The 20,377-nt window shown below is 63.9% G+C and carries 20 protein-coding genes and 1 tRNA gene; 19 read left to right on the forward strand and 2 right to left on the reverse strand.

The window, feature by feature from the left end; genetic code table 11:
- Positions 1–3 precede the first annotated feature (3 nt).
- Genes GC121_RS04645 through GC121_RS04655 form a run of 3 tightly spaced genes read left to right on the forward strand, consistent with a single transcriptional unit; the run spans position 4 to position 4,857 of the window.
- Positions 4–1,338, forward strand: coding sequence for a HAMP domain-containing sensor histidine kinase (locus GC121_RS04645; RefSeq protein WP_151972987.1), 1,335 nt, complete (start codon positions 4–6; stop codon positions 1,336–1,338).
- The gene (locus GC121_RS04650; RefSeq protein ID WP_199857754.1) at positions 1,335–1,928 is read left to right on the forward strand and encodes a hypothetical protein; all 594 of its coding nucleotides are present in this window, start codon (positions 1,335–1,337) and stop codon (positions 1,926–1,928) included. Before GC121_RS04645 ends, GC121_RS04650 begins: the two co-directional genes overlap by 4 nt.
- A 40-nt stretch (positions 1,929–1,968) precedes the next feature.
- Positions 1,969–4,857: a CHAT domain-containing tetratricopeptide repeat protein gene (locus tag GC121_RS04655; protein ID WP_151972989.1), complete on the forward strand. Its 2,889-nt coding sequence runs from the start codon at positions 1,969–1,971 to the stop codon at positions 4,855–4,857.
- A gap of 40 nt (positions 4,858–4,897) precedes the next feature.
- Here GC121_RS04655 and GC121_RS04660 read toward each other — a convergent pair.
- Positions 4,898–4,974 (reverse strand) — tRNA-Arg (locus GC121_RS04660).
- A gap of 153 nt (positions 4,975–5,127) precedes the next feature.
- Here GC121_RS04660 and GC121_RS04665 point away from each other — a divergent pair.
- The 15 genes from GC121_RS04665 to GC121_RS04735 all read left to right on the forward strand — a co-directional run bounded on the left by GC121_RS04665 (position 5,128) and on the right by GC121_RS04735 (position 19,485).
- Complete coding sequence (locus GC121_RS04665) at positions 5,128–5,535, forward strand: hypothetical protein (protein ID WP_234421109.1); 408 nt, start codon at positions 5,128–5,130, stop codon at positions 5,533–5,535.
- 350 nt (positions 5,536–5,885) lie between these two features.
- A complete protein-coding gene (locus GC121_RS04670) occupies positions 5,886–6,398 on the forward strand; it encodes an MmcB family DNA repair protein (RefSeq protein WP_151972990.1) in 513 nt (170 codons plus the stop codon).
- Positions 6,399–6,472: 74 nt separating this feature from the next.
- Complete coding sequence (locus GC121_RS04675) at positions 6,473–7,216, forward strand: sterol desaturase family protein (protein WP_151972991.1); 744 nt, start codon at positions 6,473–6,475, stop codon at positions 7,214–7,216.
- A gap of 17 nt (positions 7,217–7,233) precedes the next feature.
- Positions 7,234–7,653, forward strand: a complete 420-nt coding sequence (locus tag GC121_RS04680) for a DUF2141 domain-containing protein (RefSeq protein ID WP_151972992.1) — start codon at positions 7,234–7,236, stop codon at positions 7,651–7,653.
- A gap of 113 nt (positions 7,654–7,766) precedes the next feature.
- Positions 7,767–9,224, forward strand: coding sequence for a hypothetical protein (locus GC121_RS04685; protein ID WP_151972993.1), 1,458 nt, complete (start codon positions 7,767–7,769; stop codon positions 9,222–9,224).
- 40 nt (positions 9,225–9,264) lie between these two features.
- Positions 9,265–10,323, forward strand: a complete 1,059-nt coding sequence (locus tag GC121_RS04690) for a phosphatase domain-containing protein (protein ID WP_151972994.1) — start codon at positions 9,265–9,267, stop codon at positions 10,321–10,323.
- A gap of 40 nt (positions 10,324–10,363) precedes the next feature.
- Positions 10,364–11,755 carry a M48 family metalloprotease gene (locus GC121_RS04695; RefSeq protein WP_199857755.1) on the forward strand — a complete coding sequence of 464 codons (1,392 nt, stop codon included), beginning with the start codon at positions 10,364–10,366 and terminating at the stop codon, positions 11,753–11,755.
- Positions 11,756–11,765: 10 nt separating this feature from the next.
- Positions 11,766–12,458: a DsbA family protein gene (locus GC121_RS04700; RefSeq protein WP_151972995.1), complete on the forward strand. Its 693-nt coding sequence runs from the start codon at positions 11,766–11,768 to the stop codon at positions 12,456–12,458.
- A 77-nt stretch (positions 12,459–12,535) separates the two neighbouring features.
- On the forward strand, positions 12,536–13,771 hold the full coding sequence (locus tag GC121_RS04705) for a sensor histidine kinase (RefSeq protein ID WP_151972996.1): 1,236 nt from the start codon (positions 12,536–12,538) through the stop codon (positions 13,769–13,771).
- Positions 13,768–14,562, forward strand: coding sequence for a LytTR family DNA-binding domain-containing protein (locus GC121_RS04710; protein ID WP_151972997.1), 795 nt, complete (start codon positions 13,768–13,770; stop codon positions 14,560–14,562). Before GC121_RS04705 ends, GC121_RS04710 begins: the two co-directional genes overlap by 4 nt.
- 261 nt (positions 14,563–14,823) lie before the next feature.
- Positions 14,824–15,687, forward strand: coding sequence for a carboxylating nicotinate-nucleotide diphosphorylase (gene nadC / locus GC121_RS04715; protein ID WP_151972998.1), 864 nt, complete (start codon positions 14,824–14,826; stop codon positions 15,685–15,687).
- A 40-nt stretch (positions 15,688–15,727) separates the two neighbouring features.
- Positions 15,728–16,156 (forward strand): hypothetical protein, encoded by a 429-nt coding sequence (locus GC121_RS04720; protein ID WP_151972999.1) that lies wholly within the window; start codon positions 15,728–15,730, stop codon positions 16,154–16,156.
- Positions 16,156–16,866, forward strand: a complete 711-nt coding sequence (locus GC121_RS04725; RefSeq protein WP_151973000.1) for a ribonuclease T — start codon at positions 16,156–16,158, stop codon at positions 16,864–16,866. Before GC121_RS04720 ends, GC121_RS04725 begins: the two co-directional genes overlap by 1 nt.
- An 82-nt stretch (positions 16,867–16,948) precedes the next feature.
- Complete coding sequence (locus GC121_RS04730) at positions 16,949–18,541, forward strand: alkaline phosphatase (RefSeq protein ID WP_151973001.1); 1,593 nt, start codon at positions 16,949–16,951, stop codon at positions 18,539–18,541.
- 395 nt (positions 18,542–18,936) lie between these two features.
- On the forward strand, positions 18,937–19,485 hold the full coding sequence (locus GC121_RS04735) for a hypothetical protein (protein WP_234421110.1): 549 nt from the start codon (positions 18,937–18,939) through the stop codon (positions 19,483–19,485).
- Positions 19,486–19,515: 30 nt separating this feature from the next.
- Here GC121_RS04735 and GC121_RS04740 read toward each other — a convergent pair whose 3' ends face one another.
- The gene (locus GC121_RS04740) at positions 19,516–19,971 is read right to left on the reverse strand and encodes a nucleoside deaminase (RefSeq protein ID WP_151973002.1); all 456 of its coding nucleotides are present in this window, start codon (positions 19,969–19,971) and stop codon (positions 19,516–19,518) included.
- A gap of 110 nt (positions 19,972–20,081) precedes the next feature.
- On the opposite strand from GC121_RS04740, the gene rpmB reads away from it, so the two are divergent.
- Positions 20,082–20,375, forward strand: coding sequence for a 50S ribosomal protein L28 (rpmB, locus tag GC121_RS04745; protein ID WP_151973003.1), 294 nt, complete (start codon positions 20,082–20,084; stop codon positions 20,373–20,375).
- The last annotated feature ends 2 nt before the right edge of the window (positions 20,376–20,377 follow it).

The raw sequence follows: 20,377 nt of genomic DNA on the forward strand, positions 1-20,377 counted from the left end.
AGGATGGCGCGCCGCTCCATCTTTGCCCGTATCGTCTGGGCGTCCGCTGGTCTCACGCTGGTGCTGCTTGCGGGATTGTGGCTTCTGACCGATTGGACGGTGCGCCAGTCGATCCGCGAGGCGGCGCAGGATCAGGTCGATGTCGATCTGGCGGGCCTTGTCGACATCTATGCCAGCGGCGGGCAGCGCGAGCTGGAATTGCGGATCAAGGACAGGCTGGCCTTTGCGCCGATCGACGCCAATACGCCGCATTACATTCTGGCGCGCGATGATGGCACGCGGATCGTCGGCGACATTCTGGCATGGCCCGCGCTCGACGCGGCGGTTTCGGAAGCGGGTTATATCACCATCGGCCAGAACACCGCAGTGTTCGCCCGCGCCACACGGCTGGGGCCGGAGCTGCAACTTGTGGTGGCGCGCGAAGCCGATGGCGGCGCGGCGATCCGGCGGCAGATCATGCTCGCCTTTCTTGCTGGCGGCGCGGTGATCCTTCTGTGCGTCGGCGCGGCGGGGAAGCTGGCAACCGCGCGCCTCGGCCAGCGCATCGGCGCTATCAACCACGCGCTTTACCGGCAGCAAACCGGCGCGTTGCGGGCTTTGCTCGATCCGGAGAAGGGCGACGAGATCGACGATCTTGCGGGCAATGCGGCCAATGCGCTCTCCCGCCTGTCGCGGCTGATGGCGGCCTATCGCGATACATCGGACCAGATTGCGCACGAAATCCGCACCCCGCTGATGCATCTTGACCGGCGGCTGGTGCGGGCGCTGGAAGCCCAACCGGGCGAGGCGGCAAGTGCCCGGCTGATCGAAGCGCGCGAGGAAATCCGCAAGCTCGTCAGCACGCTCGAATCGCTGCTGGATATCGCCGCCAGCAAGGCCCGGCAGGGTGATCGGCACGGGTTGGAGCCTGTCGATCTGAGCGCGCTGGCCAACCAGATTTGCGAGCTTTATGCCGATAGCGCGGAAGAATCGGGGCACCTGTTCTCCTGGAAAATCGAGCCCGGCGTCGCGGTGGAGGGCGCGCCGATGCAGCTTAGCCGGATGGTGACCAATCTGCTGGATAACGCCTTCAAATATGTGCCTGCGGGCGGCCAAGTGACGCTGACGCTGCAAGCAGGGCCGGTGCTGGTTGTTGCCGATAGCGGCCCGGGCATCCCCGTGGCAGAGCGCGAACAGATCTTCGACCGCTTCTTCCGCGGCAAACAGGCCAAGGCGCAGGACTCGGGCAGCGGATTGGGGCTGGCACTGGCGCGTGCAATTGCCGAGCGGCACGGCTTCACCCTGTCGCTCGACGATACGGAAACAGGCGCGAGTTTTCGAATTTCGGGGAGCAGATGATGAAAAACGCAAACCTTCTCCTGTTTGTGCTTTTGGCAACTCTGCCGCTGGCTGCCTGTCAGTCCGTAACCGCGCCCGATATTGCCGCCACTGCCTTGCCGCCGCTAGCCGCCGATGCGAACGATGCAGAGCAGGTTCTTGACGCGCTGGCACGGGCCGAACAGGCGGCAGAGGAAGGCAACCGAGCGGAACTCGCCCGCCAGCTCACGCGGATCGAAGCACTGGGTGCGCGTTTTGAGGACGAGGAAGACGTGGCCAATATTGCCCGCTGGCGGACACAGGCGGACTTACCCCCGCCGATGCGCGGGCCGGTGGGCGGCCCTGCCGTGCGGCGCGGCTCCATCGCGCCGGGGCGCAGTGCCGAATTTGGGCTGGCGTTTCTTGCCGGAGAGCGCGCGGCAATTGCCATCCATGCGCGCAGCGGCCCGGCGGTGCATATCAGCATCGCCGACGGGCAGGCGACCACCGTATGCACGCGGCAAACCCGGCGCGGTTCGTGCGTGTGGACTCCGCTTTTCACCCAGCGGCATACGATACGCCTGTCCAATGATGGCACGCGAACCGCGCAATACCACCTTGCTATTGAGTAGGCGTCTGGCATCGTAGCGACGATGCAATCGGGGGATTTTGATGCGATTTTCGGTTTTTCTGGCGGCGGGCGCATTGGGTTTGGCGCTACCGGTTGCGGCTTTGGCGCAAGACACTGCACTCGCGACTCCAGACATAGTATTGAGCAGCGAACAGGCCGATCGGCTTGCCGCGATGCGCGAAACTGCCGACGCGATCGACAAGTTCTCCGATCCGCGCGCCTATCGGGCCGCTTACGAAGACATCGTCCAATACGCGCTCACCATCTACCCGCCCGATCATCCGGAAATCGCCATTTTGGAAGGCGAGATCGACTTCACCTATTTCGTGCTGGGAGAGCTGGCGGCTCTGCCTGATAGGTTGTTGGCGCAGCGCGACATCTACGCCGCCGCCGGGCCGCGGTATCGTGGCAAATATATCGAGACGCTCAACAACTTGGCCGTCGTCTATGAGGCGCTTGGCAACAGCGAAGGGGCTATCGCCTTGCAACGGCAAGCGGTCGATCTGTGGCGCGCCGATGCTCCTCCAGAAGGCAATGCGCAGCTAGTCCAAGGCCTCAACAATCTCGCTTGGTCAGAGCGCGGAATGGGCAATCTTGATGCCGCCTTCACGCTCAGCGCAGAGGCGCTCGCCCTTGCCGAGCCGCTCTTGGCAGCAAATCCGGATGATGGCGAGATTGCCGATGCCTATGCCGTCGGCGTGAACAATCGCGCGATCTATTTTCTCATGCGCGGAGAGCTGGATGAAGGCGGTGCCGTGCTGCGCGACGGCATTGTGCGGGCATCCGCAGCTCTTGGGCCGGTGCATCCGCGTGTCGGCACATTGATGCTTAACGCGTCCTACCTGCTGCTGCAAACCGGGCAATTGGCTGCATCCGAGGAAATGGCGCGCAGCGCCCTGGCGATCCGGGAAACGGCCTATGGGCCGGAAGCGGCCACAGCGGCAGAAGCGCGGCTCAATCTGATCGCGTCCCTCACGGCACAAGGTCGCCACGCCGATGCGCTGCCTCTGGCCGAATACACCGTCGCGCGCCTTGCCGAGAGTCAGGGAGAAGACGCGCCGCAAACGCTGGAGGCGCGCTCCAAACTGGCGAATATCTACCAGGCTATTGGCAGGGCGGAAGCAGGCTTTGCGGAAAGTGAGCGGTTGCTCGCCGGGTACCGCGCGGCACGTCCGGCCGGACATCCAGACATTTCGTGGACGCTCAACCGGCTGGCCATCGGCTATGCGCGTGCCGGGCGTTGGGAGGAGGCCAATGTCCATCTCACGGATCTGGAAAGCATCTGGCGCGGTACACCCGATGAATTTCGCAAGCCTTTCGCGCAGGCACTGGCACTAAGGGCGCTGGCGGCGGCGCGAACAGGCAATCGCGAGGCCGCGCGCGCCTATCTCGACGAGGCCCAGCCTGCATTGCTTGCCTTCTGGCAGGAAGGGGTGGGCGATGAAGGCGCTGGCGGCGGCGTTGACCAAGCGCTCGATTGGGCCCTCGGCTGGGCCACCGCGACGGCCAGCGCGCTCGGCGATGCCGGGCGTAGCTTTGACCTTGCGCAATATATCGGCGTTGGCCCATCCGAACGCGGCCTGCTCCGCGCGCGCCAGCGCAATGCCGCCGACGATCCAGAAGTCGCCGCAGCGCTCCGCGATCGGCAGAACCAGATCGAGCAGCGCGAATTGTTGCTCACCGATTTCCAGGCCGCAGTGAGCGCGGGCGATGCGCAAGCGGCAGCGCGGTTGCAAGGGCAAATCACCGACATCCAATCCGCGCTCGCCGCGGCCGGCAATGCAGGCAATCTTCCGCTATTGACGACCGAGACTGCGGCGGGGCTCCAGCAAAGGTTGGGCGAAGATGCGGCACTCTTGTTCATCGTGGAAGGAGACATCGAAACCCGGATCTTTGTGCTGACGCCGGATGGTCTGGTGACGGATGTGGCCGGTGCCCATACCCTCACCATCCGCGAGCAGGTTGCGCGCTTGCGCGCCAATATTGAAATGGGCGCGGCGGTTGATTTTGACACGGAGACCGCTCGCGCGCTGCACGATGCCTTGTTCACTCCTGCCGTGGTGGACGCGCTGGCAGGCCGCAGCGCCATCAGCGTGATCGCGCGCGGCGAGCTGGCAAAGCTGCCGTTATCGATACTTGTCGACGAAGAGGGGCGCTATCTCATCGAAACGGCGGCCTTTTCCTATCCCATCACGCTTGATGCCGTAGGCGCGGGTGCGGAGGCGGCCGCGCCGCAATTCGCGACATTTTTCGGCATCGGCGCGCCGGATCTTCCCGGGGCTGCGCAGGCCGAGCGGTCGTTTGCGGGGGAAGGCGATGATGAAACCATCGCGGCACTCGGGCGGCTGGACTTTGCCGAAGGCGAATTGCGCGCGCTGGGGGAGGCCGTTGGGGCCGGGGAGAGTGTGATCTATGTCGGTGCCGATGCCACAGAGGCATTGCTCCGGCAGGCCGATCTCGACAGTGCAGACTTCCTAACCTTCGCCACACACGGTCTGATGGCAGGCGAACTGGCAGGCATCGACGAGGCGGCACTGGTGCTCACCCCGCCGCAAGACGGGCAGGGTGAAGGCACCGCGAATGACGGTTTGCTGACCGCGTCCGAAATCGCCGCCCTCGATCTCTCCGCCCGATGGGTTGTGCTCTCCGCCTGCAATTCGGCCAGCGGGAATGGCGCAACGGGCGAGGCCTTTGGCGGCCTTGCGCAGGCGTTCCTGTTCGCAGGCGCTGATGCATTGCTGGTGAGCCACTGGCGCGTGCGCGATGATGCCGCCGCGATCCTCACCGTTGCCACAGCGAGGGAGGCGGTTGCCGGAACATCACCGGCTATGGCCCTGCGCGAGGCGCAGCTTGCCCTGATGCGATCCCAGGAAGTTCCCGACGCGGCCCATCCCGCGATTTGGGCACCCTTTGTGTTCGTCGGGAATTGAGCCAAAGAAGGCGAGCGACTGCTTACCAAATGCGCGCAATTGGCGCACCCGACAGGATTCGAACCTGTGGCCTCTGCCTTCGGAGGGCAGCGCTCTATCCAGCTGAGCTACGGGTGCTGACGGCGTGAGCCAGAGGCGCAGGTAGCAACAGCGTCGCGCCGCGCCAAGGGCAAACTTTGTGGTGGTGTCTGCGGAGCCTTTCGTGGGCCAGGTAAGTCACGCGACGACGCTAACCGCTTGGCAACCACTTGCGGCGTAGATCGCGTGTCTATGAGTGTTCTCACACCCGGATTCGGCAATGGCGCGGGGCGTCCGCTGGCGCGCCAGACGGCACAGGCCAATGCGCTCGCCATGCGCTGGGCCGCGCTCAGCGATGCCGGGACGGTCGTGGCGACGCTGGCGGGAGTTGCACCCGTCAAGGTCGATCAGGCGGTCAAATCCTTCCCCGCGCAGATCCGCGATGCCGAACCGTGGCGGCAGGAATTGGCAGAGAATGGCTGCGCCGATCTCGCCGCGATCATGGAGCCCGGGCTTGCCGCATTGCTCGCAATCAACGCGCGCGGCAGCAATGGCCGCGCCGCAGCGGAGGCCTTGTGGGAAGAATTCACCGCCGCGCGCAATGCGATCATGGCGCTGGTCCCGCCCGCCGGACACATGGGCCCGCGCCGCAGCGCGTAGCCGTCTCTTCGATCCGGCATCCGCCGGATCGTCCTCGGTGCTGTTCGCTCCGCCGGGAGATTTTTTTGCCTCAAACGCCGGCGTTCGCATCCGCTCACTTGGCTATCGGCCTACCGGCCGACCCGCAGTCGCGGGCTGTCGCCACCTTCGGTGCCGATTCCAGCACCAATTAGGAAGGACTGTTCTCGGTCGCGCCTAGCGACCGACCGAGCGCGCGCGCGACCCGCAGGTGCCGCGCAGCGGGAGCGAAGCCCCCGCGGAGCGAACAGCACCGCGGACGAGCCTGCGGATGCAGGCTCATGAAACCAAATAATCTTGACCATGTTCGCTTTTCGTTCCAGCATCATCCGATGGCTGATTCGCTCACAGACGCTCCCGCACCCGTTCTCGCCTCCGATCCGTTGCGCTCGCATGCAGTGTGTCGCGGGATTCTGCGGCTGTTTGCGCGCAACGGCATCTGGGCGCTCGCAGAAATGCCGCTGCGCAACGGGCGGCGGGCTGATCTGATGGGGATCGATGCCAAGGGCAAGATCGTGATCGTGGAAGTGAAAACCGCGCGCGGCGATCTCCTCGGCGACGGCAAATGGCCGGACTATCTTGATTTCTGCGACCGCTTCTATTGGGGCCTGCCGCCCGAGCTTGATCGCAACGTGCTCGATAGTGCGGATTACCGCCCCGATTGCTGCGGCGTGATCGTGGCGGACGAATATGATGCGGAGATTGTCCGCCCCGCACCCAGCCACCCGCTTGCCGCTGCCCGTCGCCGGGTTGAAGTGGAGCGGCTCGCGCGCACGGCGCTGCGCCGCCAGCTGGTTTTGGCAGACCCACATTGCGGCAATTGGGGCGGCGAACTGGCGGGGTAATGCGATCAGCCCCCGCCCCGGCACGCTTTTGGGGTAGTCGAAGATTCACCTCTGCGGCATAGAGCGATCCGACCATGCTATCTGCGCTTGCCCTTGCTGTTGCCGCCATGATCGCCATCATTGCGCTGCGTTATCTGCTGGCGAGCGGACTGTTCGCGCTGGCAACGGCGCGGGTGAAGCCGGGGCTGTATGCCGGGTTAAACCCGCAAATCCGCAAGGAAATCGGCTGGTCGCTCGCCTCGGCTGCAATCTATGGTCTGCCCGCCGGGATTATTGCCTGGGGCTGGGACAATCGCGGCTGGACGCTGATTTACAGCGATATCGCCGCCTATCCGCTATGGTACTGGCCGCTTTCGATCCTGCTGTTCCTGTTCGCGCATGATACGTGGTTTTACTGGACGCACCGGCTGATGCACCGGCCCAAATGGTTCCGCATCGCCCATGCCGTCCACCACGCCAGCCGCCCGCCGACGGCTTGGGCGGCGATGAGCTTTCATCCGATTGAGGCGCTGACAGGCGCCATCGTGCTGCCGCTGCTCGTCTTTATCATCCCCATCCATATCGCCGCCTTGGGCGCGGTTGCGGGGGTGATGACCGTTATGGGCGTCACCAATCATATGGGCTGGGAAATCTTTCCGCGATGGTTCGTTCATTCCCGCGTAGGGAACTGGGTGATAACAGCCAGCCATCATCAGCGGCATCATGACGAATATCGCTGCAATTACGGACTTTACTTCAGATTTTGGGATCGCCTGTGCAAAACCGACAAGGGACTGGCCGCCAGATATCAGGCCGAACACGCCGCGCAGCCGCGCTGATTGCCGCAACCGGCGCAATGCTGGCCGCTGCGCCGCTAACGGCGGGCGGGGTGGAGGAGACGGGCGTTACCATCACCGTCACCATCACCAATCTGCGCAACACCGATGGCGTGGTGCGCGCCTGCATGACGACCGATGCCGATCGTTTCCCGCGTTGCCAAGGCACTGCAGGCGCGCACAGCACGGTTGTGGAGGCAGGCCAAGCGACAACCCTAACCTTCCGCAATGTCGAGCCCGGCACCTATGCCATCGCGCTGCTGCATGATGAAAACAACAATGGCCGCGCCGACCGCGCTTTGGGCATGATGCCCACCGAAGGCTTCGGTTTCTCGCGCGATGCCCGCGTCCGCATGGGCCCGCCGCGCTTCAACGATGCAGCGATCACGGTCGGCTCTGCACCGGTGCGGCAGACCATCAGAATGCGCTACATGGTATAGTTCCGTAGGCCCGCAATGGTTAATCGCGACCAGAAATCGGGCGCAACTTTACAATAAATTTACCACGTCGCGCCAAAAGGGTGCCCTGACTTTGGCTGAAGGGCGCTTTTCGCATGGACACGCTACGGGGCAATTACAGTGCAGACGAGGCGCGCGAGCTGGACGGCTTTGCGCTGCCCGACGCCTATGTTCCCGATGAGGACTATGCGGTCGACCACGCACCGCCGCCCGCTATCGGCACCGATGAACGCCGGATGCAGGTGCGCGCCTACAATTTCTGGGCCAGCCTGCTGGAAGACCGCAACTACCCCTCGATCGAGGATCTCGACCCGACGCTGCTCCCCGATTTCGGGCCGAACAGCGTGCTGCTGGACTTCACCGACGGCATCGAGGATCCGGCGATCAGCTATGTCGGGGCCGAGCTGGCCCGCGAATGCGCGCCCGACGGCGACTTGCCCGAACGGCTGTCGCAGGTGCAGCCGCGCTCGCTGCTGAGCCGCATCACCGATCACTACATGCAAATTCTCGCTAACCAGTCGCCGATTGGTTTCGAGGCGGAATTCGTCAATCACATCGGCAATACGATCCTGTATCGCGGCATTCTGCTGCCGTTTTCGAGCGATGATGACACGATTGATTTCATTTTCGGCGTCATCAACTGGAAAGAGATGGCCGACAGCCGCTCTGCCGACGAGCTGCTGCTGGAAATCGACCAAGCGCTGGAAGAAGGGCTGAGCCTCAGCGGTGACGCGCCGCTTGCGCCCGCGCTGACCGATTGGGCCGATGGCCCCGCCGCGATGCTCGCGGAAAGCACCTCCGGAGTTGGCAACGGTATTGGCACTGGCGATCTGGTCGCCAGCGTGTTCGATACCGTGCTTGCCCGCCCGTCCTTCGATCTTACCGGCCAAGCCGGAGTTGCCGAGGGCGTGGGTGATGGAATCGCTACCGCAGAGGGTAACGAGCCGGTCGCGCTAGCCGATTGGCTCGCGCTTGCCCGCGACACCGCACAGCAGGCCAAAAGCAGCGAAGAACGCACCCGTGCCGCACTGTATGACGCGGTCAGCCGTGCTTGGGATTTTGCCCTCGCCGCTGCCGAGGCACCCGAAGATTTTGCCGAACTGCTCGAAGATGCAGGAATTGCCATGCAGGAGCGCGCGCCGATGACGCCGGTCGTGAAGCTGGTGTTCGGCGCGGATTACGACAAGACGCGGCTCACCGAATATGCCGCCGTGCTCGGCTTCGCGCAGCGCGAAGGGATCGGGCGGGGCGAGCTCGGCGATTTCCTCAAGACGGCCGATGGCGGGCTCAAAGGCGTGGTCGCTACCGAACGCGCGCTCCGCCGCGCGCTCGAAGGCGCTGCGCCGAAGCCGGTTCGCACTGGCCCGCGCAAGGCGATTGCCCGCAAGCTGCGCGCGCTCGCATCGCGCGATTTCGCTGCCATCCCGGCGCAAGGCGAGGAGTTCGCGCTGGTGATGATCCGCCGCAACGCCGCGGGCGGGATCGACGTGCTCGGCGAAGTGCCGGACAATGCGGCGCTGATCGAAAAGGCTGCGCGCCAGCTCATAGACTGAGCACTGGATTGCCCGCGCGCGGCCTGCTTTATGGCAGCGCATGGTCTTCGCCCCCGAAATCGCCACGCGGCTGCAACCCTTTTTCGGCCATCGGAGCGCGACACGGCTGGTGCTCGGCGCCCGCGCGCTGCGTTCGCCGCCCGCCCGCTTTGATCCTGCGTCACGCTGGCAGGCGCTTCGCACGATGCTGGGCGAATTTGCCAGCCGCGAAGTTGCCGGCCTGCCGGTGACGCTGCGCGCCCAAAGCGGCGGCGATCTGCTGGCAAGCGCCACTGTCATGACCGATGGCGAGGGGTTTGCGCATTTCGACCTTACGCTCACCCGACCCTGGCCGCTGCCCGCTGCACCGCGCTGGGACAGCGTCGCGCTGCATTGGGAGAATGCTGCCGGCGCGCAAAGCACTTTCGCGCAGGTGCTGGCTCCCGGCGTCACCGGCGGCCTCGCGGTGATTTCGGATATCGACGACACGGTGATCGAAACCGGCATTACCGGTGGGTGGCGCAATCTGGCGCGCAATATGCGGCGCGTTGTCGCGCATTTGCCGCATGAACGTGATGCGGTGGCGGGCGCGGCAGCCTTTTTCCGCGCGCTGGCAGGCGAGGCAGGCGAGACGGCCGGGCAACGTCCCGTTTTCTACGTCTCGTCGAGCCCTTGGAACCTCTTTCCCTATCTGCTCGCATACAAGCAATTGCACCGTCTGCCCTTGGGCCCACTGACCCTGCGCGATTGGGGGCTTGGCCGCAGCACTCTGGGCAGCAGCAGCCACGGGGCGCACAAGATCGCGGCGATTGCGGGCATTGTCGCCATGCATCCCGCTTTGCGCTTCGTGCTGGTGGGCGATGATACGCAAGGCGATCTGCCGGCGTTTGCCGATGCGGCACACAATTATCCCGGCAGGATTGCGGGCGTGTTCCTGCGCCGCACCGCGCGCACGCAGCTTGCGGGCGAGAAGGCAGCCGCGCAGGCGATGCTGGAAGCGCTGGGCGTGCCCTTCTGGTCGGGTGAGGACTTCGCCGGGGCAGAGGCGTTCCTGCGCGATCAGGGACTGGTGGCGCTTGCCGACGAAAAGCTGCGATTCCCGCCGCCCGCGCAATCTTAAGTTCCCGTTCAGCGCCCCGCGCGCTAGGCTCCCCCTGCCCATGCCGAAATTCGCACCCGCCTCCGCCCGACTCTTCACCCGCCTGCTCGCGCTGCTGGCGGCGATGGCGATGGTCACCCAGCCGCTTGCCGCGCAGGCGCAAGGTCTCAACGTGCTGCGCGATGCCGAAACGGAGGCGCTGTTGCAGGATATGATCGATCCGCTCGCCGAAGCCGCCGGGCTGGGCGAAGGCGCGGTTGATGTCGTGCTGCTAAGCGACACCACGATCAACGCCTTCGTGGCGGGCGGGCAGCGCGTCTACATCTATTCCGGCCTGCTGCTCGAAGCCGAGGATGCCGGCGAAGTGCAGGGCGTTTTGGCGCACGAGCTGGGGCATATCACCGGCGGCCATATCAACCGCTATTCCGAAGGCGCAGGCAATGCGACGCGGATTACGCTGCTGTCTGCCTTGCTCGCGGCTGCAGCGGCCTTTGCCGGTGGCGGCGATGCGGCGATGGGGATTCTGGCAGCGGGCCAGCAGGCGGCACTGGGCAGTTTCCTTGCGTTCAGCCGCACGCAGGAAGCCAGCGCCGATGCGGCGGGCGCGCGCTACCTCTCCGAAGCGGGCATTAGCGGGCGCGGCTCGTTGCGCTTTTTCGAGCGGCTGGAGAATATGGAATTCCGCCGCGGCATCAGCCAGAACAATGACCGCGAATATGGCCGCACCCACCCCCTGTCGGGCAATCGTATCGCCCGCCTGCAGGAAGATTACATTGTCGATCCGGCATGGGACACGCCGACCGATCCCGACTTGCAGGAACGCTTCGAGCGCGTGCAGGCCAAGCTCTACGGCTATCTCGCCCCGCCCGAGCGGGTGCTGACCGCCTATCCAACCGACCGTACCGACGTGCCCTCGCGCTATGCCCGCGCTTACGCCTATCACCGCGATGCACTGATGGAGCAATCGCTCGCCGAAGTGGATGCGCTGCTCGCGCTGGAGCCGCAGAACCCCTATTTCCTCGAACTGAAAGGTCAGGTGCTGCTCGAATCGGGCCGCGTGAACGAGGCGCTGCCTCCCTTGCGCGAAGCGACCCGGCTCACCCAGTCTACGCCGCTGATTGCCAGTATGCTCGGCCACGCGCTGCTGGCGACCGATGATCGCGCCAATCTGCCCGAGGCCGAGCGCGTGTTGCGTGCCGCCTTGGGGCGCGACCGGGAAAATCCCTTCGCCTGGTACCAGCTGGGCGCGGTCTACCAGCTGCTGGGCGATACGCCGCGCGCGCGGCTGGCGAGCGCCGAACAGCAGATCCTCTCGGGCAATCCACAAGGCGCGCTGATGAATGCGAGCGCGGCAGAACAGGCGCTGCCCGTCGGCTCGCCCGACTGGATCAGGGCGCAGGACGTGCAATTGCAGGCGCGCGCGCAGCTTGAACGCATGGCCGAACGCAACTAGGCGATCATCCATGCGCTGGATTATCACTGCCCTACTCGCCCTTATCGCCGGTTTTGCCGGGGCCGCCGCTTTCAGCTTTAGCGGGCTGGGCGATGGTCGCACGCGCGATTACCTGATGGCCAATCCCGAAGTGCTGCCCGAAGCCATGGCCGAATTGCAGCGCCGCGATACCGCCGAGCGGATCGCTCCCCTGCGCGCCGAACTGACCGAGCCTTTCCCCGGCGCGGTGCTGGGCAATCCGCAGGGCACGATCACGCTCATTGAGTTCAGCGACTATGCCTGCAGTTTCTGCCGCCAGAGTCTCGCGGATGTGAACGCGCTGATCGCCGACAATCCCGATCTGCGCGTGGTGCTGCGCGAATATCCGGTGCTGTCCGCTGAAAGCGCCGACGCCGCGCGCATGGCGCTTGCTGCCGCGCAGCAGGGCAAGTTCGAAGCCTTCCACAACGCCATGTTCGCTGCCGACGGGCTGAGCGAAGAAGCCATTACCGCCGCCGCACAAACCGCCGGTGTGGACCTTGCCGCCGCCCGCGCTGCCATTGACGCGGGCACATTCGACACACAATTGGAGAATAATGTCTTCCTCGGCCAATCATTGCGCCTCTCGGGCACGCCCGCCTTCATTATTGGCGACGAGGTGTTCAATGGCGCGGTGGGTGTGGAGGTGCTGGCAGAAGCCATCGCCGAAGCGCGCGATTTATAAGGCAAATTACCGGAGCGGGAGCGCCGCTGATGCAAATCGGTCTGACGACATCGCCGACATCGGCTAAGAAAGGGAGCATGGCCATGCTGCCCTTTCAACCCACGCCTTTTTTCAAGGACAAGAACCGCGCGTTCTGGCGTTTGCAGCTGATCGGCTGGGGCGGCGCGCTGCTGCTGCGCGCGGCGACCTCGCTCGCCAATGAACGCGGTTTCGATTTCCTTATTCTCGTGCTGATTTTCACCGTTACCGGCTTTTCGATCAGCACGGTGCTGTCGGTCATTTACAACCGCCTCATCAATCTCAACCCGCTGGTGACCTGGAGCACGACCGCGATCGTCCTTGCCTTGGCCGTGGGCGTTTCGGCCTTTATCAGCGCGTGGACGATCGACGTGTATCAGGGCGGCAGCGAGGCGAGCTTCGCACAGCTGATGCTGGGCGTGTTCTATATCGACATGACGCTGCTCGCCGCGTGGTCGGCCTTGTATTACGCGATCAATTTCTTCCTCCAGGTGGAAGAGCAGATGGACCGGGCGGACAAGCTGGAAGCGCAGGCCACCAGCGCGCAGCTCGCCATGCTGCGATACCAGCTGCATCCGCATTTCCTGTTCAATACGCTCAATTCGATCAGCACGCTGGTGCTGCTCCAGCAAACCGAACCGGCGAACAAGATGCTGACCAAGCTTTCCAGCTTTCTGCGGCACACGCTGATTACCGAGCCGGGCGCGAAGGTGACAGTGGCGCAGGAAGTCGAAACACTGCAGCTGTATCTCGATATCGAACGGATGCGGTTCGAGGAGAAATTGCGCACCGAATTCCGGGTGGAAAAGGATGCGGCCAAGGGCACGATCCCGTCCTTCCTGCTGCAACCGCTGGTGGAAAACGCGATCAAATACGGCGTTTCCGCACAAGAGGAAGGCGCGCGCATCAGCCTGTCGGCCATCGTGATCGCCAATCGCCTGCGGCTGACGGTGAGCGATACCGGCCCCGGCCTGCAAGGGCAGCAGACCCCCGCCGAAGCGGTCAAGCGCAAGCAAACCTCCACCGGCGTCGGCCTCGCCAATATCGTCGAGCGGCTGCAACAGGCCTATGGTGAGGATCACCACTTCGATATCGAAACCCCGCCCGATGGCGGCTTTACCGTCATCATCGAAATTCCCTACGAGCCGTTCGAAGAGGCGCAAAGCGCGCTTCCCAATGCCGTCACGCCCCAACCCCAGCCCCAGCCCGCAATCGCGGCTCCGGCGTCGGCACCAGCATCGCCATCGGCTACCCCCCAGCCTTTCGGCCAACCCCCAACCGGAGCCCCTGCATGACCATACGCACCATCCTCGTCGATGACGAAAAGCTCGCCGTCCAGGGCCTGCAACTCCGCCTTGCGCCCTATGACGATATCGAAATCATCGAAACCTGCGCCAATGGCCGCGAGGCGATCCGCGCGATCAAGACGCTGAAGCCCGATCTGGTGTTTCTCGATATCCAGATGCCCGGTTTTGACGGCTTTTCGGTGGTCAAGGGCGTGATGGACATCGATCCGCCGCTGATCGTGTTCGTCACCGCCTTCCAGGAACACGCGATCCGCGCGTTCGAAGCCAATGCCGTCAATTACCTGATGAAGCCGGTGGACGAGGACAAGCTCGCCGACACCATCGAGCGGGTGCGCGAAAGGCTGAGCGAGAAGCGCTCTGCCGAAGAAGCGGAAAAGCTCAAGGAAGTGCTCGCCGAAGTCAGCCCCGAAAGCCTCGAAGACATGGGCGAGCCCGATGAAAGCGCGGGCCGTTACGAGAAAATGATCAATGTGAAGGATCGCGGCAAGATCTTCCGCGTCGATGTTGACACCATCGAATATGTCGAGGCGGCGGGCGATTATATGTGCATCTATACCGGCGACAATTCGCTGATCCTGCGCGAAACGATGAAGGATCTGGAACGGCGGCTCGATCCCAAAAATTTCCAGCGCGTGCACCGCAGCGCCATCGTCAATCTCGATCAGGTGCGGCAGGTGAAACCGCACACCAATGGCGAATGCTTCCTCGTGCTGACCTCGGGCGCGGAAGTGAAAGTCTCGCGCAGCTATCGGGACGTTGTGGCGCGATTTGTGCATTGATTTGTCTTGCGAACCCGCATCCGCGGGTTCGTCCTCGGTGCTATCCGCTTCCCCCGGATCAAGTCCGGGGTGCGCGGCACCTGCGGTCGGGCGGTCGCCCTCTGTCGGTCGCTAGACGCGACCGATTTTGTTGGCGTTGTCCTCGGCGCCGGAGGCGACGACAGCCCGCGACTGCGGGCCGGCCGGTAGGCCGAAAGCCAAGTGAGCGGATGCGAACGCCGGCGCTTGAGGCCAAACAAAAGAAAGGCCAAGAAGCGCAACATGACTGATTTCCAAATCGACGGCTTCGACCTCGCCGCATTTGTCGCCAGCACCCTTGCCGAAGATCTTGGCGAAGGGCTGCCGGGCGGCGGGCATGATGTGACGAGCGAGAGCGTCATTCCCGCCGACGCACGTTTCTCCGGCGTGATGGACAGCCGCGACGCGATCACCGTGGCGGGGTTACCGGTGGCCGAAGCCTTCTTCCGCGCGCTCGACCCCGCGATCCTTATCGAAAGGCTGGTGGAGGATGGCGACCGCGTTGCTGCGGGCAGCGATCTGATGCGCCTCACCGGCAATGCCCGCGCCATGCTGACGGCGGAACGCAGCGCGCTCAACACCGTGCAGCACCTCTCGGGCATTGCGACCATGGTGCGCGCCTATGTCGACGCGATGGATAATCCCCAATGCACCCTGCTCGATACGCGCAAGACCATTCCGGGCCTGCGGCATCTCGAAAAATACGCGGTGCGCATGGGCGGCGCGGCCAATCACCGGATGGGCTTGTGGGACGCGGCGATGATCAAGGACAACCACGTGCTCGTCGCGGGCAATGTCGGCGAAGCGGTGCGCCGCGCGCGCGCGGCGGGGGTGAAGGACATTATCTGCGAAGTCGACCGGATCGACCAGATCGAACCCGCTTTGGAGGCCGGAGCAACCCGCCTGCTGCTCGACAATATGCCGCCCGATACTCTGCGCGAAGCCGTCGCGCTGGTGGCGGGCCGCGTGCCGACCGAAGCGAGCGGCGGGATCAATCTCGACACGATCAAGGCGAAGGCGGCAACAGGCGTCAACTACGTCTCGGTCGGCCGCCTGACGCAAAGCGCGCCTGCCGCCGATATCGGGCTCGACTTTACCCCGCTCTAGCCATCTGTCATCAGAGCCACTCCGTTTCAGGGGAAACATCATGCGGCCCGAATCGCTGCGCAAATTCGATTTGTTCTACATCGCCGCCATCGGCATCGGGGTGGCGAGCGGGTTGCTCAATTACGATACGCAGGTGAGGATGCTGGAAAGCCAGCTTGCGCCCAGCGGAATGCAAGGTTCGGCCGAAGTCGCGGCGCTTACAAGTGTTGGCGTGGCCTTCCTTTTCAATCTCATTCTGTGGTTTCTAGCCTCACGGATGCGCGTGGGGCTGGCAAAGTGGCTGATCGTGGCACTCGTCGCCTTTTCGCTGCTCATGCTGGTCGTAGGTCTGACTTCATCAGTTGGCATTGCCGGAATGCGGGCTTCGGTCAGCATTACCGGCCTTATCACCGTGCTGCTGAAGGCGATTGCCGTCTCCTTCCTGTTCCGGCCGGATGCGAAAGCGTGGTTTGCGGGCAGGGCTGAGTGATGCGCGGCGCTGCTTGGGGTGTTGCCCTTGCTGTTGCCTTGCTGTCCTCCCCCGCCGCCGCGCAGGCGTACCAATGCCGCATTCCGCAAGGGCCGATAAGCGTCCCCGCTATCGAGCGCGACGGGCCGGTGCGCGAAATGCGCGTCACCGGCTACACGCTGGCCCTCAGCTGGAGCCCCGAATTCTGCCGCTTCCGCGATGACGAACCGCGCCATGCCCGCCAGTGCTCGGGCCGGGCGGGGCGCTTCGCCTTTGTCGTCCACGGCCTCTGGCCCAACGGCCCGGGCAATAGCTGGCCGCAATGGTGCCCCACACGGCGCGCGCCTTCGCCGCTGGAAATGGCGCAGGCCATGTGTATGTCCCCCGACCCCGCGCTGGTCTCCCGCCAATGGTTCAAGCACGGTGCCTGCATGACGCCCGATCCCGGCGCGTATTTGCGCATCACGCAAATCCTGTGGGACAGCCTGCGCTGGCCCGATTTCGACCGCCTCAGCCGCCAGCGCGATCTGACCGCCGGGGACATCCGCCAGACCTTCGCCGATGCCAATCCCTATTGGGAGGCGGAGGATGTCGGGCTGGAGGTGAACGAGCGCGGGTGGCTGCGCGAAATGCGGCTCTGTTACGGCGATGATTTCATGCCGCAGGCCTGCAACCGCCAGCGTTACGGCCCCGATGACGACGAGGACGTGCGCATCTGGCGGGGGCTGTAATCCGGCTACCGGCCTTTGCCCGTGTAAACCCCGCGCAACAATTGCCGCACATGAACCGCCAAACCGCACGAAAGAGCCCAGCATGAGCCAAGACCTTCTCCTCCGCCGCCTTGAACTCAACCGCCGCAATCTCTTGCGCAGCTTCGGAGCGAGCGCCGTCGGCCTGTTCGGCCTTACGCTCTCCAAGCCGATCCTCGCGCAGGTCGCCTTCCCCGATTACCCGTTCCAGCTGGGCGTTGCTTCGGGTGAAGCGGCACCCGATGGCTTTGTCATTTGGACACGCCTCGCCCCGCGCCCGCTCGAACAGGGCTACGGAATGCCCGCCGCCGCAGTCGAAGTGCGCTGGGAAATCGGCACGGCGGGCAATATGCGCGAGATCGTGCAATCTGGCACCGCCATCGCGCATCCCGAGCTGGGCCACAGCGTCCATGTCGAAGTCAGCGGGCTGGAGCCCGGTCGTCCCTATTGGTACCGCTTTATCGCTGGCGGAGAGCGTTCGGCGCATGGCCGCTCGGTCACTGCGCCCGCCGCTGGCAGCGCGGTGCAGAATCTGCGCTTCGGCATCGCCGGATGCCAGAATTACGAGCAGGGCTTTTTCACCGCGCACCGCCATTTGTCGCAAACCGAGCTCGATTTCGTGTTCTGTTATGGCGACTATATTTACGAAGGGCGCGGCCGCCGCATCTGGAACTCGCCGCGCGGCCCGGTGGAAAATCCGCGCCAGCACCATGGCGACGAGACCTATACGCTGGAAGATTACCGCCGCCGCTACGCGCAGTACAAGATGGACGCCGATTTGCAGGCCGCCCACGCCGCCGCGCCGTGGTTCGTGACGTGGGACGATCACGAGATCGACAACAACTGGGTGGACGATATCGATCAGGACGGCACCAGTCCCGCCGTGTTCCGCCTGCGCCAGCAATCGGCGATGCAGGCCTATTACGAGAATATGCCGCTGCGCGCCTCCTCGCTGCCCACCGGCCCACGGATGCAGCTCTACCGGCAGGCGAAATACGGCAATCTGCTCGATCTGAACCTGCTCGATACCCGCCAATACCGCTCCGATCAGGCCTGCGGCGACAGTTGGGAGCCCAATTGCAACGATTTGGGCCGCGAGGCCGAAGTGCTGGGCCAGCAGCAAAGCGCTTGGCTGGAGCGGAACCTGCGCGAAAGCCGCGCCACCTGGCAGGTGCTGGCGCAGCAGATCATGGTGATGGATCTCGACCGGATGCCGGGCGATGGCTCCATTGTGAACCCCGATAGCTGGGGCGGCTACCGCTCGCCCCGCCAGCGGATGCTGCAAGCGCTGGACCGCCACGCCGCCAATCCCATCGTGCTGACGGGAGACGAGCACCAGAATTATGCGGGCGAACTGCATATTGACGGGCAAAACCCCGGCGCGGAGCCGCTGGCGGCGGAATTCGTCACCACCTCGATCACCTCCAACGGCGACGGCGAAGTCGCCCGCGCCGACACCGCCCGCATCGCGGCAGAGAACGACCAATTGAAGTGGCACAACGCCCAGCGCGGCTTCGTGGTGTGCGATGTGACGCCCGAGCGGTGGCTGACCGAATACCGCGTGGTCGACCGCGTAACGGCCCGTGGCGGCGAAATCAGCACCGCCGCGCGGATGGCGGTGGAAGCAGGAAGCTCAAGGGTGCAGCGGGATATCTAGTCCCTTCGTCACCCCGCACTTGATGCGGGGCAAGGCTCTCTTCGATAAAGTTTGAAGGGTTCACACGAAGACCACAAAGACCACGAAGAGGTTTTGTCATCCAGCGGCGAAGCCGCATGAACATTTTTCGCGCAGAGAACGCAAAGATCGCAGAGGGTAGCGTGGATTGCCCACTTCTCTGTGACCTCTGCGAACTCTGCGCGAATTCAATCAAAGCGCCTCCGGCGCGAAGGAAGACTGACCTCTTCGTGTCTTTGTGGCTTTGTGTGAACCAAAAAGCTGGCTTTCGACCGGAGCGGGAATGGCGATATCAAGGGCGTGAAATTGCCTCGTTCCTCTTCATGGGCTACACATGCCTTATGCTCTTATCGCTTTTGCTCGCAGCTGCGACGCCGATGGCCGCCATCGAGGCCGCTGACCCCAATTGCGCATACGATCGCGACGCGATGCTTGCGCTCGATTTCCAGACATTTGATCAGGATCCAAACGGCGGGTGGCGAGCGCTTGCAAATGAAGGCTGCTACATCGAAGCGGCGGAGCTGATACGGGAATGGCGGTATGTAAACCGCTCGAACCGCTCCACGCTCTTTTTGCACGAAGGTCAGATGCGGGCATTCGCAGGACAGACAATGGAAGCTGTCGAGCTATTTCAGGTTTCGTACAAATCGCCGATTATCAATGCCGAATCCGGCTTCAACCACTATGTCGACGCGACGATCTTCTTCCTTGTCCAGGACAGGGAATTGTTCGATTCCGCGCTGGAATCGCTGGCCGCTACGCCTGTGCCGGAAGAATCGGGCATAGCGCTCGAAGAGGGAGGAGAGTGGCCGCCCAACATCCGTGTTGTGCGGGCGATGGAGCGGTGCTGGGAGCGCAGCTATCTGGAAGCCTATATGAGCCCTCAATGCTATCCGCATCTTGATGAGAACCAAGCGGCCGATTGAACTCTGCTTGGCGACATCCTGCTTATGTTTTCAGCGCCGCTCCCGAAAAAACCCGCGCAGCAAATCGCCCGCCGCCACCTCGCCCATGCCCGAATACACCTCCGGCGCGTGGAGGCATTGTTCCTGTGCGAACACCCGCGCGCCGTGATCGACTGCACCGCCTTTGGGGTCGCTAGCGGCGTAGTAGACCCTTGCGATTCGCGCATGGCTGATCGCGCCGGCGCACATCGCGCACGGCTCCAGCGTTACGTAGAGATCGCAAGCACTCAGGCGTTCGACGCCCAGCGCCTTCGCGGCAGCACGAATCGCTTCCACTTCGGCATGGGCGGTGGGATCGTGGCGGGTGCGGGTAAGGTTGAAACCTTCGCCCACCACCACGCCATCCTTGACCACGACCGCGCCCACGGGCACTTCGCCTGCACGCGCGGCCTCCTCCGCCAGAGCGAGCGCGCGCTGCATATGCTCGGAAAGGGGCCAGCGGGTCATTGCGACAGAGCTAGCTGTTCGCTTGACGAATCTCCACCCCCGCTATAAGAGCGCGCCTTTCCCAGCATAGTGCTGCACCCATTCAACCGTTTCGAACGAGAGATTTCGTCATGTCGCGCATTTGCGAACTTACCGGCAAGGGCCGCCAGGTCGGCCACAATGTGAGCCACGCCAACAACAAGACTAAGCGGGTGTTCCTGCCCAATCTGCAGAACGTCACCCTGCTCAGCGAAAAGCTGGACCGGGCGTATAAGTTCCGCGTGTCGACCAACGGCTTGCGCTCGGTCGAGCACAATGGCGGTCTCGACAACTGGCTGCTCAAGACCCGTGACGAAAAGCTTTCGGCGCGCGCGCTCAAGGTGAAGCGCGAGCTGAAGAAGGCTGGCGCGGCGGACGCTGCCTAAGA

It is taken from the genome of Erythrobacter sp. EC-HK427, assembly GCF_902498745.1.
Taxonomy (GTDB): domain Bacteria; phylum Pseudomonadota; class Alphaproteobacteria; order Sphingomonadales; family Sphingomonadaceae; genus Alteraurantiacibacter.

Bases quoted from the DNA above. Each gene is read 5' to 3' on its own strand.
- GC121_RS04645 (WP_151972987.1), top strand. From the start codon at position 4: ATGGCGCGCCGCTCCATCTTTGCCCGTATCGTCTGGGCGTCCGCTGGT.
- GC121_RS04650 (WP_199857754.1), top strand. From the start codon at position 1,335: ATGATGAAAAACGCAAACCTTCTCCTGTTTGTGCTTTTGGCAACTCTG.
- GC121_RS04655 (WP_151972989.1), top strand. From the start codon at position 1,969: ATGCGATTTTCGGTTTTTCTGGCGGCGGGCGCATTGGGTTTGGCGCTA.
- GC121_RS04665 (WP_234421109.1), top strand. From the start codon at position 5,128: ATGAGTGTTCTCACACCCGGATTCGGCAATGGCGCGGGGCGTCCGCTG.
- GC121_RS04670 (WP_151972990.1), top strand. From the start codon at position 5,886: ATGGCTGATTCGCTCACAGACGCTCCCGCACCCGTTCTCGCCTCCGAT.
- GC121_RS04675 (WP_151972991.1), top strand. From the start codon at position 6,473: ATGCTATCTGCGCTTGCCCTTGCTGTTGCCGCCATGATCGCCATCATT.
- GC121_RS04680 (WP_151972992.1), top strand. From the start codon at position 7,234: ATGCTGGCCGCTGCGCCGCTAACGGCGGGCGGGGTGGAGGAGACGGGC.
- GC121_RS04685 (WP_151972993.1), top strand. From the start codon at position 7,767: ATGGACACGCTACGGGGCAATTACAGTGCAGACGAGGCGCGCGAGCTG.
- GC121_RS04690 (WP_151972994.1), top strand. From the start codon at position 9,265: ATGGTCTTCGCCCCCGAAATCGCCACGCGGCTGCAACCCTTTTTCGGC.
- GC121_RS04695 (WP_199857755.1), top strand. From the start codon at position 10,364: ATGCCGAAATTCGCACCCGCCTCCGCCCGACTCTTCACCCGCCTGCTC.
- GC121_RS04700 (WP_151972995.1), top strand. From the start codon at position 11,766: ATGCGCTGGATTATCACTGCCCTACTCGCCCTTATCGCCGGTTTTGCC.
- GC121_RS04705 (WP_151972996.1), top strand. From the start codon at position 12,536: ATGGCCATGCTGCCCTTTCAACCCACGCCTTTTTTCAAGGACAAGAAC.
- GC121_RS04710 (WP_151972997.1), top strand. From the start codon at position 13,768: ATGACCATACGCACCATCCTCGTCGATGACGAAAAGCTCGCCGTCCAG.
- nadC (WP_151972998.1), top strand. From the start codon at position 14,824: ATGACTGATTTCCAAATCGACGGCTTCGACCTCGCCGCATTTGTCGCC.
- GC121_RS04720 (WP_151972999.1), top strand. From the start codon at position 15,728: ATGCGGCCCGAATCGCTGCGCAAATTCGATTTGTTCTACATCGCCGCC.
- GC121_RS04725 (WP_151973000.1), top strand. From the start codon at position 16,156: ATGCGCGGCGCTGCTTGGGGTGTTGCCCTTGCTGTTGCCTTGCTGTCC.
- GC121_RS04730 (WP_151973001.1), top strand. From the start codon at position 16,949: ATGAGCCAAGACCTTCTCCTCCGCCGCCTTGAACTCAACCGCCGCAAT.
- GC121_RS04735 (WP_234421110.1), top strand. From the start codon at position 18,937: ATGGCCGCCATCGAGGCCGCTGACCCCAATTGCGCATACGATCGCGAC.
- GC121_RS04740 (WP_151973002.1), bottom strand. From the start codon at position 19,971: ATGACCCGCTGGCCCCTTTCCGAGCATATGCAGCGCGCGCTCGCTCTG.
- rpmB (WP_151973003.1), top strand. From the start codon at position 20,082: ATGTCGCGCATTTGCGAACTTACCGGCAAGGGCCGCCAGGTCGGCCAC.